This is a genomic window from Halostagnicola kamekurae, assembly GCF_900116205.1.
GTDB classification, from domain to species: Archaea; Halobacteriota; Halobacteria; order Halobacteriales; family Natrialbaceae; genus Halostagnicola; species Halostagnicola kamekurae.
In genome coordinates, this window is record NZ_FOZS01000002.1 from 495,481 (window position 1) to 509,148 (window position 13,668).

A 13,668-nucleotide genomic window follows, 5' to 3' on the forward strand; every position below is an offset into this window, starting at 1 on the left:
ACGAGCGGGGGGGGGGTCGGTCAGCGAATCTCTTTCCACTTCGTATCGCAGTCGGGGCAGATGCGGATCGTCTCGATCGAGTCCGGATCGTTCTCCGTCTTGAGGGGTTTCTCGCAGTCAGCACAGACCACTCGCTCGTAGGTGTCCTTGTCGAGGTCTCCCGTTCGAAGCGCCTTCCGGATTGATTGCATAGACGCCCCTACGGCGGTCGGGGAGAAAAAGACACGGGCTGTTATTGTCTCTATCGCTGTCAGGTACCGTTTCGATTCGAAAGCGTGACTTGGAAGCGACCAACAGATTGCGTATGAACTTCCCGGTGACTCGGCGCGTCGGCGGTCGGACGGCGGTCTTCGGGTCACTGTGCGGGCTCGTCTTTCTGGTCAACCTCGGGCGGATGATCTACGCGCCCTTGCTCGAGCCGTTCAAGGCCGAATTCGCCGCGAGCACGGGAGCCATCGGCCTGCTGGCGACGCTCGCCTGGGCAGGCAGCGCGGCTCCGCGTCTGCCGACGGGGTACCTGCTGACGAAGGTGCCGCGACGGTGGGTGGTACTCGGAACCGGACTCGTCCTCGCGGGCGGTTCGGCGTTCGCGTCCACCGCGGACTCGCTCGGCGTCCTCTACGTCGGTGCGCTGTTGATGGGGATCGCCAGCGGCGTCTACTACGTTTCCGCGATGCCGCTGGTCAGCGAACTCTTTCCCGAGCGACCGGGTCGAGCGATCGGCGTCAACGGCATGGCGAGCCAGCTCGCGGCCGTCGCCGCTCCGCTGCTGGTCGCCGGCTTCTACGCCGTAACGGCGCTCCCGATCGAGCCCTGGCGACTGCTCTTTCGCCTGCTGTCAGGCGGGGCGGTCCTCTCTGCGGTCGCGTTCTACCTGACCGCTCGCCGGGTCGACCTTCCGGGCGGGGAGCGCGAGGACCTGAACCTCACCGAGGCGCTGTCCGCCCAGTGGCGAGTCATACTCACGGGAATCGTCGTCGCCGGCCTCGCGGGACTGGTCTGGAACGGCGTGTTCAACATGTACGTCACCTATCTCAACGAATCGAAGGAGTTCTCCCAGGGACTCGCACAGATCATGCTCACGGTGGTCTTCGCGACCGGCGTTCCCGCGTTCTGGCTCACCGGCGTCATCGCCGACCGGGTTCCGTTCGTCCCCCTCATGCTCGCCGTGCTGGGCAGCTTCGTCGTCTGTCTCGTCGGGTTGATCCTCGCCGAGAGCGTCGTCGCCGTCTTCCTCGTCTCGGCGGTGACGGGGTACGTCATGCACAGCCTGTTTCCCGCGACCGACACCTACATCCTGGCGTCGCTTCCCAACACCCATCGCGGGAGCGGCTACGCCATCTTCAGCAGCGCGATGATGCCGCTCCAGGCCATCGGCAGCGTCTTCGTCGGCGGCCTCGTCGATGTCGGCTTCAGCTTCGATACGATCTTCGCCGGGCTCGCGGCCGGGCTCGTCGTCCTGCTCGTCGTCCTGCTCGCGCTCTGGTCGGCCGGGGTGCTCCCGGACAGTCAGGCGCGGTGAGTTCTCTCACCGACCGGCGAGTCGGTTTCGACGACGACTCACCCACTCGCCGGTCGCCGACTCGAGCCGATCGACAGCCGGCTCCCGTTCGGCGCGACTCGCCGGAGTCGTGGCCGTTTTGAGGGTTCGCTCGAAGTATCCATCGATGGAATACGTCCAGGAGCGAATCGCCACGCTCCACGAGTTCGGCTCGACGCCGCAGGTCGAGGACGTCGAGGCCGCGCTCGCGGAGACGGCCGTCGTCGTTCCGATGACCGCTCGAGAACACGGTCGTCCCGCCGCCGAGCGCGTCTTCTCGGAACTCGAGGCCGTCGATCCGGCCGCCGTCTTCGTTCCGGTTCGTGCGCCGGCGGACCGGATTGGCTCCGTTCGAACCTGGCTCGAGTCGTTCGACCTCGAGCTGTCCGTTCTCTGGTGTAACGCCCCCGCCGTCGACGAGCTGTTGGCGACCGTCGGACTCGACGACGGCTTCGGCAAGGGGCGCGACGTCTGGCTGGCGCTCGGGCCGGCGGCCCAGGCCCACGAGTACGTCGTCGTCCACGACGCTGACGCCCGGAGTTACGAGGGAGAGCACGTCGCGCGCCTGCTGGCGCCGCTGACCGACGGCTTCGAGTTCGCGAAGGGCTACTACGCTCGCGTCGAGGACGACACCCTCTACGGGCGGCTGTTCCGGCTGTTTTACGAACCGCTCGTTCGCGCGATAGCGCGCCGCCACGACGAGCCGATCGTCTCGTACCTCGAGTCGTTCCGGTACGCGCTAGCCGGCGAGTTCGCCGCGTCGGCCGACCTGATAAACCGCCTTCGACCCCCGCGGGCCTGGGGGCTCGAGGTCGGCACGCTGGGCGACGCGTTCGAGTACGCGGGCTTTACGGGGACCGCACAGGTCGACCTCGGCCGGCACGAACACGACCACCGGTCGGTCGCCGGCGACGACGGGCTCGAGGGGATGAGCCGGGAAGTGGCCGCCGAACTGCTGCGCGTGTTCGAAGAGCGCGGCGTCGATCCGACGTACCGAACGCTTCCCCGGCGGTACGTCGAAAGCGGTCAGCGGCTGATCGCCCAGTACGAGGCAGACGCGCGCTTCAACGGCTTTTCCTACGATCCCGACGCCGAGCGCGACCAGCTCGAGCGCTACGCCGAGGCGATCGAGCGACCGGGGTCGGATCGGCGGCTCCCCCGGTGGGTCGACGCCTCGCTCGAGCGGTCGGCCGTGCTCGAGGCGGCCCGGCCGTCGCCCGCCCAGCGACTCGAGTCGGGGACGTCTGACTGACGGCAACGTTCCGGATCGTCGCGGCGGGACTGTCGGCGACCGAACGGATCGGCTCGAAAACCCTATCAGACGACCCGCCGTTAGCCCGGGTATGGACGCGACGGCTGACGAACTCGCTGGCGTCGTCGACCTCTTCGGCGGACTCTCGCGCGCGGAACTCGAGCGGGCGCTCTCGGAGGCCGCCTTCCGGGCGGACGGGGGTTCGATCGACGAGCGCGCGCTCGGCGAGGCGATCGACGAGGGCCTCGAGTCGTTCACGCTGCTCGAGTGCTCCACCGAGTGCCTGGCGACGGACGCGCCGACCCTCGACTCCGGGACCGACCTCTTCGTCTCCGGCCCGGCGGCATTTCCCACGGTCCCGGAGTACGCCGAGGACGTGCCCCACATTCTCGACATCGAGCGCCGGCGGTTCGATCGCGACGCACTCGGCGCGGCCGCTCGAGCGCGATTTAGCGACGCGATCGATGCGGCGCGAGACGGGGGACCCGACGGCGACCGGCTTCGGGACCTCCGCGAGGTGAGCTACGACATCGAGGCGTGGGGACCGGTGGAACTGGACGACGAGCGCGCGCGGATCGAAGAGGGACTCGACTGAGCAGATGGCGCGACTCCGTCTCGAGGCCGTCGCCGGTCACGAGCCAAGCCAGATCGACGATCAGCCCTACGACGCCGCCGTCCTCGCGCCGGTCATCGACCGCGACGGCGAGGACTACCTGCTGTTTACCAAACGCGCCGACCACCTCGGCGAGCATCCCGGGCAGATGAGCTTCCCCGGGGGCGGGGCGGAACCGATCGACGATACGATCCTCGAGACCGGGCTCAGAGAGGCCGCAGAGGAGATCCGCCTCGAGGCCGACGAGGCCGACGTGATCGGGCAACTCGACGACATCCGGACGATCACGGAGTACGCCGTCACGCCGTTCGTCGTTCGCGTGCCCGACCGGGAGTACGACCCGGACGAGCGGGAGGTGGCCGAAATCGCGATCCTCCCGCTTTCGGGCTTGCTGGACCCCGACAACTACGAGTACGAACGACGAAGCCACCCGGCCTACGGCGAGGCCGTCGTCCACTACTTCCACGTCGACGGCTACACCGTCTGGGGCGCGACGGGGAACATTCTGGTCCAGTTACTCGAGCTGGCAACCGATTTCGAACCCGGCGACCGACTGGAGCAGTCGACGTTCTGAGGCCGACGGGGATTCGGCCCCTGCGCCGGGCGAGACTCGAAGCGGATTGCTCGAACGCGTATCGATCGTCCACCCAGTGGTAATAAGGAGTCTCGATCCCGATCCTTCGCCATGACACGACGGGTCGCCCGTTCCCTCGCCGATCGTCGCGATCGCGGTTCCCTCCCGTTTTGGTCGAATCGTTCGCAACCCGCAGACTCGCGGCCACGCCTCGAACCGGCGGTGATCGCGCGTGCCTGAGCCCGACCTCGAGACCGATCTCGCCGTCGGATCGGACGCGTTCGCCGACGCGGGGGCGGGCCTCGAGGTCGCGGTCGTCGGAGCCGGTGCGATCGGCGCGACGACCGCTTACGACCTCGCCCGTCGCGGCGCGTCGGTGACCCTCTACGACAGCGGTTCGGTCGCCAGCGGTGCGAGCGGGCGAGCGGCCGGGCTGTGTTACGACGCGTTCGCGTCGGCCCTCGACGCCGAAATCGCGGGGGAGGCGATCGAACGGTTCCGCGCCTTTTCGGGCGACGACACGTTCCCGTTCGTCGAGTGTCCGTACGTCTGGTTCGCGCGGGAGGGCGACGAGGAGCGCGCGGCCGCCATCCGCGAGCAGGTCGATCGAATGCAACGCAACGGGGTCGTCGCCCTCGAGATGACCGGTTCGGAACTCGGCGAGCGGTTCCCCGCCCTGCGCGGCGACGACGTGGCGGTCGCCGCCGTCGCGGGCGCGGCTGGCTACACCGATCCAGCGCAGTACACGGCCTGTCTCGCGGCCGCGGCCGACGGGGCTGGGGCGGACCTCGAGCCAGAGACGCCGGTCGCCGTCTCCGTCGATCAGCCGCGAGTCGAACCGGTCGACGACGCCGGCGGAGTCGCAGGTGAGCGCGACGTCGACGCCGTCGTCGTCACCGCGGGCGCACACACCAAACGGCTGCTCGCCGAGGCCGGCGTGTCGATCGCCCTGAAGCCCTACCGCGTCCAGGCGCTGATCGCGGACGCCGAACTCGACGAACCGATGTGGTACGACGCGACCGACGGCCTGTACGCTCGCCCACACCCGGAGGGAATCCTCGTCGGAAACGGCACCGAACCGGTCGAAGCGGATCCGGACGCCTACGACCGTGCGGCCTCCGACGCGTTCCTCGAGGGGATACCGGGTCGCGTCGACGAACGACTCGAGGGGATCAGCCTCGAGATCGACCGCGCGTGGGCGGGGCTCTGCACTGCGACACCGGATCGAGACCCGCTCGTCGGCGAGGTCCGCCCGGGGCTGTTCGTCGCGACCGGGTTCCAGGGAGAGGGGGTCATGCGAGCGCCGGCGATCGGCGACCGACTCGCCGCGATGGTACTCGACGACGACGGCGGCCTCGACAGGTTCGATCCGACCCGCTTCGCGGGCGACGAGTCGTTCGACATCGTCGAGGGAATGGGCGTCGATTCGGAGGGGTGACCGCTCCGCGCCGTTGTCGGAGCGCTATGCGGCCGCGGTTGCGTCGTCACTGGTAGTTGCGCCGTCGCTCGTTATCGTTGACAGTCACACCGTTGCTCACTGTTGCTACTCGAGCGCCTGCCGTCGACTACGCCAGTAGAAAATAACGTCCCTGAACTCGAGTGTCGGCTCGCTGCCGACACGGCCCCTCGGTCAGCCGTCGATGGTGATCTCGTCGGCTTCCGCCGCGTCGATATCGCTCTCGTCCGCGTCGTCGATCGACCGATCGTCGTCGCTCGCTCCCTCGCCGATGGTGAGTCCGTCCGAGCGGTCGTCCGGGCCCGTCCCCGTTTCGTCCTTCGGAATCTCGACGTTGAGCGTGCCGACTTCGGTCAGCCTCGCCGTGCCGGCGTCCGGTTCGACGACGGCGTCGTCGGGAAGTTCTGCTTCCCCCTCGAGGGACATCGAGCGGCCGGGAAACAACATGTCGAACCCGTCGTGGAACTCGCGAAAGCGGTCGACGTGGACGCCCACCGTTCCCTCGAGGTATCGAACCTGTAGCTCGTCGGCGTCGGCTCCGGGCGCGTCGAAGACGACGAGATAGGACGTGTCGTTCTCGAGAACGTCCGACGGGAGGGATCGGGAGCGTTGGATGTAACTGCTCACGCGGCCGATCTGGCGATACAGCGCGTTTCCGACCGAACCGCCGATGTCTCTGAGCGTCACGGCACACCACCACGAGGGGAGGTTACACACGGGGACTCGTTTACGTACATACCCACGACGGGGACTACGAGTCGCTCGTTGATATTGGTTTTGCTGAATGGAAAATAACGTCTGACGCGATCCCGGCGCAGTCGGGCCATACGGATCGGAAATCGCCAACAGCTGCGACCGTCTGGGCCGACGCCAGTGTTACAGTTCGACGCGCTCGAGGCAATCGGTCCCGCCACAGACCGGACACGACAGCTCCGAAACGGAATAGTCTTCGGGGACGTCGTAGGTGTAGTGGTTCTCGAACAGGTCGAGAAAGCAATCGTCGTCGGTGCACTTAATCTCCTCAGTCGGTGGCATACGCCCACCTAACGCGAGTGCGAGTAAGAACCATTGGGTTACGGAACCGGGAGTCCCCTCTCCGCACACGGGTGAGTGCATAATGCCGTCGCGACGCGAGCATCGGTCCGTGTAGTCACCGTTTTAGGCCTCGAGGCGCTACCACTGTGTCATGACTGTCCCCGAAACGCTCTCGGTGACGATCGTCGACGGCTACGTCGACGAACCCGCCCACTTCGGGGTCCCCCCGTACATGTCGACGTATCCGCGATACGCGGCCGGCGCGCTCGTCGACGCGGGCGTCCCGCGCGAGCGGATCACCTACCACACGATCGACGGTCTGCGCGACGAACCCGACCGCTGGCGCGACGTCGACGAGGCCGACCTCCTCGTCTACCTCGGCGGGATGACCGTTCCCGGAAAGTACGTCGGCGGAACCCCCGCGGAGCCCGACGAGGTCCGCAAACTCGCCTGGACGGCCGGCGGGACGACCCTGATGGGCGGGCCGGTCAAGTTCGGCGTCGGCGAGGAAAACGCCGGCGCGACCGAGACCGAACGCCGCGATCTCGACTTCGACTTCGTCGCGAAAGGCGACGTCGAGGCGGCGGTCTACGACCTCGTCGAGAGTGGCCTCGAGGGATTCAACAACCGGATGCGAGACGTCGACGAGGTCTCCCGGTGGGCCCAGGAGGGCGCGTTCGTCGTCGAGCAACATCCGAACCATCCCGACCACCTGATCTGCGAACTCGAGACCTCCCGTGGCTGTGCCTACCGGTGTTCGTTCTGTACGGAGCCGCTGTACGGGAATCCCACGTTCCGGCCGCCGCCGACCGTCGTCGGCGAGGTGGACGCGCTCTCGAACCACGGCGTGGCGCACTTCCGGATCGGTCGCCAGGCGGACATCCTCGCCTACGGCGGCGACGGCGAAGCGCCGAACCCCGAAGCGCTTCGCGAACTCTACGGCGGGATCCGCGAGGTCGCACCCGACCTCGAGACGCTCCACCTCGACAACATGAACCCCATCACGATCGTCAACTGGCCCGAGAAGAGCCGGGAGGGGATCCGGATCATCGCCGAACACAACACGCCAGGGGATACGGCCGCGTTCGGCCTCGAATCGGCGGACCCGCTCGTACAGGAGGAGAACAACCTGAACGTCAGCGCCGAGGAGTGTTTCGAGGCGGTCAAAATCGTCAACGAGGAAGCGGGCTGGCGGCCCGACGGGAACTCGGAAGCGGTTCGGCCCGCAGAACACCCGCAGGCGGCAACACCCGGCGGGTCACCGACTCGACTTCCGAAGCTGCTACCCGGAATCAACCTCTTACACGGGCTCAAAGGCGAGCGCGAGGAGACCTACGAACGGAACCTCGAGTTCCTCAGACGCGTCTACGACGAGGGGTACATGCTGCGTCGGATCAACATCCGGCAGGTCATGTCCTTCGACGGGACCGAGATGTCGGACACCGGCGCGACCATCGCCAACGAGCACAAGGACTTGTTCAAACGCTACAAGAAACAGGTTCGCGAGGAGATCGACAACCCGATGCTGCGACGGGTCACGCCGGTGGGGACCGTTCTGCCGGACGTCCACCTCGAGTACCACCAGGACGGAACGACGTTCGGTCGCCAGTTGGGAACCTACCCGCTGCTCGTCGGCATCCCCGGCGAACTCGAGTTGGGTCGGACCCTAGACGTCGCGGTGGTCGACCACGGCTACCGGTCCGTCTCCGGTGTGCCGTACCCGCTCGACATCAACAGCGCGTCGATGGACGAACTCGAGGCGATCCCGGGTATCGGCTCGAGTCGCGCGGGCGACATCGTCGTCGACCGCCCGTACGATTCCGTCGCCGAAGCCGAAACCGGCCCCGACGCGGACCTGACCCGGTTCGCGACGGTGAACGGGCCGAATCAGGCTGACTAAGTAGTTCGACTCGCTCGAGTTTTCGCCGATGGTCGACTCGAGGGCGATCGACCGTTCCGATCATGCGATTGGTGAACACTGACGCACTATCGCCCTCGCTGCTTGCGGTTTCGCGAAACGGACACGCCCGAACTCGCCGGAGTTGGCCGTCGACGGTCCAGAAAACGCGACCTGTGGTCGGTAGTTCTATTATGCATGCGATTCAGACAGAAACGTGAGGGTCTAACTGTGGAGATATCTGAAAAACTCCTGTGTCTGTTCAGTACAGCCGTTTCGGAAGAGGAGGATCGATACGTCATCGAAGTCCCGCGACAGGAAGTCGACACCGGCGGGGTCGAACCGGGGGAGATCTACAAGGTCGCACTCATCTCTCGAGACGAGGCGGATACGGAGACGACGGTCGCGCCCGAGGAGTCGAGCGCGCCGTCCGAACCGCAGCCGCCGGTCGACGTCGGTGAAACCCGGTACGTCGAAATCGAGGACATCGGCAAGCAAGGCGACGGCATCGCCCGCGTCGAGCGAGGGTACGTCATCATCGTGCCCGGCGCGGACGTCGGCGAACGGGTGAAGGTCGAAGTCAGCGAGGTCAAGTCCAACTTCGCCGTCGGCGAAGTAATCGAAGAAACCTTCTAACCGCTCGAGGCCGCCGATCGCTGTCCTCGTCCGAGCGCGTCGACCGCCGTCCTCGCTCGAGACCGTCGATCGCGTTCGCTTCCGAGTCCCACACAGCGCCGGCTGGGTCGGGACTACTGTTCTGGGATCGTCTCGAGGTAGATCGCGGGATCGTCGTGAAAACTGTCGCCGACGACGACCGCGTCCGCGCCCGCCTCGAGGATTTCGGTCGTTTTCTCGTGGCTGTCGATTCCGCCGCCGTAGAGCAGCGTCGTCTCTGAGAGATGCGGCGACGCCGCTTCGACGTCTTCGGGACCGCCGTACGCGCCCGAGTACTCGACGTAGAAGATCGGAAACCCGTAGAACGCCTCGGTGGCGAGCGCCGCGCCGGCGACCTCCTCGGGCGTGTAGACGGCGTCGACGCCTGAGACGTCGGCAGCCGCAGACTCGAGGTGCTGGACGACGTACCCTTCGCCGACGAGGTTCGACGCGAGGTTCGAAATCGCGTCGAGCCCCCTCGATTCGATCACGTCCCCGACGAGCGGCACGCTCGAGCCGAGCGTTTCGCTCGGCTTCCGGCCGAGCTCCGTAAAGAGGTCGACGTGTTTGCCGACGAAATGGTCCCAGTCGCCGTTGTAGACGGCCGGAACCGCGAGGAGATCGGCTCGATCGATCGTCTCTCTCGAGACCTGGCTCGCGTCGTAGGGTTCCTGCAAGACCGGGACGTCGGGTGCGGCGGCCGCGATCGCGCGAATCGTCTTGAGCGTGTTGTCTTCGGTGACGCCGTCCGAGCCGCCGACCATCACGAGGTCCGTCTCTTGAAGGATCTCGAGGTCAGCGGGCAGGGGCTTCGCCGGATCGACCTTCGTGATGTGGCTGCAGTCGTCCCAGTCGATATCCATGTGTGTGTGTGTGACGGTTTGGTTACCTGCATATTATCGTTGCTGGTTGCTCGCGTTCGCCACGCACTGTTGCTATTTGCTCGTGCTATCGCGTTCGCCACGCACCATTGCGGTTCGCCACACGCGGTAGAAAACGCACCCAATCGCGGCTACTCCTCGACCGGCGTCCCGTCGGGCCGCTTCGCGCCTTCGGAGTCGTGAACCACTACCTCGCCGCGGTCGGGCGATGCGGGCTCGTAATTGTCTCGGACGCCGATGGCCTCCTCGAGTTCTCGCACCGCGCGTTCTTTCAGCGCGGCGGCGAGGTCCTCCGCGTCTGCTCGAGAGATGTCTCGGCCCAATCCTTCGCACTCGTGGGCCCGAACGAGACCCTCCTCGTCGACGGCCTCGCCCATCGGCTGGCTCGTCCCTGCGAGCGCGACGCTGAACGGGTAGGTCCGACAGATCAGGGGCCGATCCTCGTGAGCGACGCACCCTCCGACTCCCTGCTCGTCTTCCTCGTAGAACACGCAATCGCCGCAACCGGTCGTCTGCAGCGCCCACTCGAACGTCTCGCCCTCGAGGTCGCCGTCCTCGCCCTCGGCCAGCCCGTACGGCATCGGCCGAGCGACGTCTCGCCACTCGTCTGCGGTCGCGCCGTCGGCCGCCAGTTCCCGCGGCTCGTCGTCGGAGTCCTCTTCGCCTGCGCCCTCGAGCAGCGTCCTGACCTCGTCGGGAAACACCGTCGCGGTGTGGGCTTCGGTCGTCCCGGCGTCGGTGTTGGACCCCGCGCCGTCGTCGTTCGTTTCGGCGGTACAGCACGCGCCACAGCGCGTACACTCGAACCCGATCGATTCGATCGCGTCCGCCAGTTCGCTCACCGAGAGCCCGCGGGCCTGCTCAAGCTCCGCTTCGAGAGACTGCACACCTCACACTCGTCGCCGAGGCGGAAAAGTGAGTTGCTGTCGGTGACTGCCGGCGCGAGTAGATTGCGAAACGGCTCGGGGCGATCAAGCCGAATTAGACGCCCGAGCTCGCTCGCCGTCCCACTCGAGTCGTCCTTCGACCGCGAGTTTCTCGAGGTGGGCACGCACCGTCGCTCGAGCCATCCCTCGAACCCCCGTCAGGTCTTTGTCGTAGGCGGTCTCGAGGATCCCCGGAAGCGTTTCGGCCCCGGAATCGACCGCCGCGAGCACGCTTCGCTCCCGGCGGTTTCGGTGTTCGAGCAGCCGCTCGAGCGTCGCTCGAGGCTGCTGGATGACCGGGCCGTGGCCGGGGAGTAGCTCGGGCGGATCGGTCGCTCGAAACCGTCTGAGCGTGGTCATGTACGCTCGCATGTCGCCGTCCGGCGCACCCACGACGACGCTGCCCTCGGCCATCGCGCAATCGCCGCAGACGATCGGGCCGCCGTCGCCGACGACCAGCGCGACGTGGTCGCTCGAGTGACCGGGCGCGTCGAGGACGGTAACCACGTCGGTCGCTCCCGACCCGTCGCCGATCGAAATCGTCGTTCTGGGCCACAGCAGCCGGTCCGGATCGCGCCCGACCGACCGGCGGAACCGATCGACGTGAGCGCGGTGGGCCCAGAGCGCGGCGTCGGTTCGATCGGCGTACGCGGCCGCTGCTCCGACGTGGTCCGGATGCGTGTGAGTGACGACGACGTGTTCGACGTTACGCGCCCCGACGAGTTCGTCGAGGTCGTCAGTTCGGGCCGCGGGATCGACGAGCACCGCAGGATCGGTGCCGAGAAGGTACGCGTTCGTCGTTCCGCCCGGCGCGGCTGTCTCGACCGCGACTGGGCAGCGGCGACTGTCCATAGGAGACGGTTCGCCCGAGGGAGAAAATGCGTATCGAAAGCCGGCGGCGTCCCGGGGAGCGATCAGCGAAAGAAGACTGCGAGGATTCGACGGGTCGCCCGATCCGCGGTCGTTCACGTCGCTCCAGTGGTTGGAATAGTACGGACGCCGGTTCAGTGGTTGAGAGAGTACACTTGCTTTCGCGCGTCGCGGAAGCTGTAACGCGATTCGACGAGGTCGACGTCCTCGAGGCGGTTGAGGGCGTAGCGAACGGTCCGGTCGGGAAGCAGCGATTCTTCGGCGAGTTGCCCCTGCGAGAGCGGCGAATCGGTCTCGAGGACTTTCGCGACGAGTTTCGCACTCGGGGGGAGCTCGCGCAGCCGTTCTCTGTACTCGGTTTCGGTCAGTGGCTCTTCGGCGGCAGTCGCCTGCTCGTCGGCCGTGCTCGTGCTCATACGATATCGACCGAATGAGCGATGGTAAAGCTTCCCTATATGTGGATACGAATAATCCAGTTTATAATAGGTGTATTAGTGGCATATATATTCTCTTTGCAAACCGTTCTTCCCGCTCGCAACCGTTCGGTTCCGTATGGAGTCCATCCCAGCGGCGTACGAGGATCTGTTCGATAAAGAGAGCATCGCCCACGTTTCGACGCTCATGCCCGACGGCACCCCGCAGGTCACGCCGGTCTGGGTCGACGTCGACGACGAGGGTTACGTCTGCATCAATACCGTTCGCGATCGACAGAAGGCCAAGAACCTCTCGGAGAACCCCAAGGTGGGGCTGTCGATCACCGATCCCGACGACCCGTATCGGTACCTCTCGATTCGCGGCGCCGTCGAGGAGATGACGACCGAAGGCGCGGTCGACCACATCGATCGACTCGCGCAGCGGTACATGGACGTCGAGGAGTACCCCTATCACGACGACGAGGAGAGCGACCGGGTGATCGTCCGCATCCGTCCCGACCGAGTCATCGCGGGGCAGTGACGGCGGACAGATGTAGTCGAAGGAGTTCGTCGCCGTCTCCGTTCCATCTCATCCTCTCCCATCCCGAGCGAGTCTACGCACCGAGTCCGCGCCGTCGACTGACAGTGAAGTGTCATTCGTCCGGTAGCGACGCTCTCTCAGGAGTATTAACCGTTCGAACGCGACGTTGCCGCCCGCGTTCGGTTCCGACGCCTTCCAGTACCGTTTTATCCTCCCACTACTGTAGTTTCGCCCAGCGTGAAAGGACAGGAGTGGTACCAGGCCGACGATGTCGCCGAGGAGTACGACGACAAACGGTTCTCTCAGGGCGGTGAACTTATCGATCAGCGTGAAAAGGAGGCCGTACTCGAGGCGATTGCCCCCCTCGAGGACAAAGACGTACTCGAGATCGCCTGTGGTACCGGGCGATTTACCGTGATGCTCGCGGCACACGGTGCGAACGTCGTGGGACTCGATATTTCGGCTGCGATGTTACAGCACGGACGGCAGAAAGCAAAGCGCGCGGACGTCGCCGGCGAACTCGATTTCCTCCGCGGCGACGCGGGACGGCTCCCGTTTCCCGACGACCACTTCGATACGGTCGTCGCGATGCGGTTTTTCCACCTCGCCGACGACCCCGAAGGGTTCTTACAGGAGATGCGACGCGTCTCGCGCGATCAGATCGTCTTCGATACGTTCAACAGGTTCTCCTCGCGGAGCATCTACAACTGGGCGCTCCCGATGGGCTCGCGGCTGTACTCGAAGAGCGAAGTGAGCGTTCTGTTGGCAAAGGCGGGGCTCACGCTCGAGGGGGTCGAAGACGATTTCATCGTTCCCTACGGCTTCTATCGATCGATGCCCAACGCCCTCGCCGCGCCGATCCGACGACTCGACTCGCTCGTCGGCGAGCTTCCGGTCACCGATCACCTCTCGTCGGTCTCCTACTGGAACACGCGAATTCGATAGTCGACGATCGACGCCTGACCTGTCACTTTCTCTGACCTGCGGCGAGAAGAACCCCATTCTATTTTTAGTAT

16 protein-coding genes are annotated in these 13,668 nt (G+C 65.9%); 9 read left to right on the forward strand and 7 right to left on the reverse strand.

Features of this window, described 5'->3' with window-relative positions; all coding sequences use genetic code 11:
* Positions 1 to 20: 20 nt before the first annotated feature.
* Positions 21 to 191, reverse strand: a complete 171-nt coding sequence (locus BM348_RS21320; protein WP_175507157.1) for an HVO_0758 family zinc finger protein — start codon at positions 189 to 191, stop codon at positions 21 to 23.
* Positions 192 to 304: 113 nt separating this feature from the next.
* On the opposite strand from BM348_RS21320, the gene BM348_RS10285 reads away from it, so the two are divergent.
* From BM348_RS10285 to BM348_RS10305, 5 genes are all read left to right on the forward strand, one after another.
* Positions 305 to 1,522 carry an MFS transporter gene (locus tag BM348_RS10285; protein WP_092904608.1) on the forward strand — a complete coding sequence of 406 codons (1,218 nt, stop codon included), beginning with the start codon at positions 305 to 307 and terminating at the stop codon, positions 1,520 to 1,522.
* Positions 1,523 to 1,667: 145 nt separating this feature from the next.
* On the forward strand, positions 1,668 to 2,792 hold the full coding sequence (locus tag BM348_RS10290; RefSeq protein ID WP_092904610.1) for a glycosyl transferase family 2: 1,125 nt from the start codon (positions 1,668 to 1,670) through the stop codon (positions 2,790 to 2,792).
* Positions 2,793 to 2,883: 91 nt separating this feature from the next.
* Positions 2,884 to 3,387 carry a DUF7109 family protein gene (locus BM348_RS10295; protein ID WP_092904612.1) on the forward strand — a complete coding sequence of 168 codons (504 nt, stop codon included), beginning with the start codon at positions 2,884 to 2,886 and terminating at the stop codon, positions 3,385 to 3,387.
* Positions 3,388 to 3,391: 4 nt separating this feature from the next.
* Complete coding sequence (locus BM348_RS10300; protein ID WP_092904614.1) at positions 3,392 to 3,979, forward strand: NUDIX hydrolase; 588 nt, start codon at positions 3,392 to 3,394, stop codon at positions 3,977 to 3,979.
* A gap of 232 nt (positions 3,980 to 4,211) precedes the next feature.
* Positions 4,212 to 5,417: an NAD(P)/FAD-dependent oxidoreductase gene (locus BM348_RS10305; RefSeq protein WP_092904616.1), complete on the forward strand. Its 1,206-nt coding sequence runs from the start codon at positions 4,212 to 4,214 to the stop codon at positions 5,415 to 5,417.
* Positions 5,418 to 5,609: 192 nt separating this feature from the next.
* On the opposite strand, the gene BM348_RS10310 is transcribed toward BM348_RS10305, so the two are convergent.
* Positions 5,610 to 6,122, reverse strand: coding sequence for an Hsp20/alpha crystallin family protein (locus BM348_RS10310; RefSeq protein ID WP_092904618.1), 513 nt, complete (start codon positions 6,120 to 6,122; stop codon positions 5,610 to 5,612).
* A gap of 189 nt (positions 6,123 to 6,311) precedes the next feature.
* Positions 6,312 to 6,470: a DUF7559 family protein gene (locus BM348_RS21325; RefSeq protein WP_175507158.1), complete on the reverse strand. Its 159-nt coding sequence runs from the start codon at positions 6,468 to 6,470 to the stop codon at positions 6,312 to 6,314.
* Positions 6,471 to 6,621: 151 nt separating this feature from the next.
* On the opposite strand from BM348_RS21325, the gene BM348_RS10315 reads away from it, so the two are divergent.
* Together BM348_RS10315 and BM348_RS10320 are read left to right on the forward strand one after the other, a co-directional pair.
* A complete protein-coding gene (locus BM348_RS10315) occupies positions 6,622 to 8,370 on the forward strand; it encodes a radical SAM protein (RefSeq protein ID WP_092904620.1) in 1,749 nt (582 codons plus the stop codon).
* 228 nt (positions 8,371 to 8,598) lie between these two features.
* Positions 8,599 to 9,003 carry a TRAM domain-containing protein gene (locus BM348_RS10320; RefSeq protein WP_050050755.1) on the forward strand — a complete coding sequence of 135 codons (405 nt, stop codon included), beginning with the start codon at positions 8,599 to 8,601 and terminating at the stop codon, positions 9,001 to 9,003.
* A 113-nt stretch (positions 9,004 to 9,116) separates the two neighbouring features.
* On the opposite strand, the gene BM348_RS10325 is transcribed toward BM348_RS10320, so the two are convergent.
* The 4 genes from BM348_RS10325 to BM348_RS10340 all read right to left on the reverse strand — a co-directional run bounded on the left by BM348_RS10325 (position 9,117) and on the right by BM348_RS10340 (position 12,114).
* Complete coding sequence (locus BM348_RS10325; protein ID WP_092904622.1) at positions 9,117 to 9,884, reverse strand: heptaprenylglyceryl phosphate synthase; 768 nt, start codon at positions 9,882 to 9,884, stop codon at positions 9,117 to 9,119.
* Between the two features lie 149 nt (positions 9,885 to 10,033).
* Positions 10,034 to 10,789, reverse strand: coding sequence for a YkgJ family cysteine cluster protein (locus BM348_RS10330; RefSeq protein ID WP_092904624.1), 756 nt, complete (start codon positions 10,787 to 10,789; stop codon positions 10,034 to 10,036).
* Positions 10,790 to 10,873: 84 nt separating this feature from the next.
* On the reverse strand, positions 10,874 to 11,680 hold the full coding sequence (locus BM348_RS10335; protein ID WP_092904626.1) for an MBL fold metallo-hydrolase: 807 nt from the start codon (positions 11,678 to 11,680) through the stop codon (positions 10,874 to 10,876).
* 152 nt (positions 11,681 to 11,832) lie between these two features.
* On the reverse strand, positions 11,833 to 12,114 hold the full coding sequence (locus tag BM348_RS10340; protein ID WP_092904628.1) for a helix-turn-helix domain-containing protein: 282 nt from the start codon (positions 12,112 to 12,114) through the stop codon (positions 11,833 to 11,835).
* Positions 12,115 to 12,250: 136 nt separating this feature from the next.
* On the opposite strand from BM348_RS10340, the gene BM348_RS10345 reads away from it, so the two are divergent.
* Both BM348_RS10345 and BM348_RS10350 read left to right on the forward strand, forming a co-directional pair.
* Positions 12,251 to 12,652, forward strand: coding sequence for a PPOX class F420-dependent oxidoreductase (locus BM348_RS10345; RefSeq protein WP_092904630.1), 402 nt, complete (start codon positions 12,251 to 12,253; stop codon positions 12,650 to 12,652).
* A 237-nt stretch (positions 12,653 to 12,889) separates the two neighbouring features.
* Positions 12,890 to 13,597 carry a class I SAM-dependent methyltransferase gene (locus BM348_RS10350; protein WP_092904632.1) on the forward strand — a complete coding sequence of 236 codons (708 nt, stop codon included), beginning with the start codon at positions 12,890 to 12,892 and terminating at the stop codon, positions 13,595 to 13,597.
* The last annotated feature ends 71 nt before the right edge of the window (positions 13,598 to 13,668 follow it).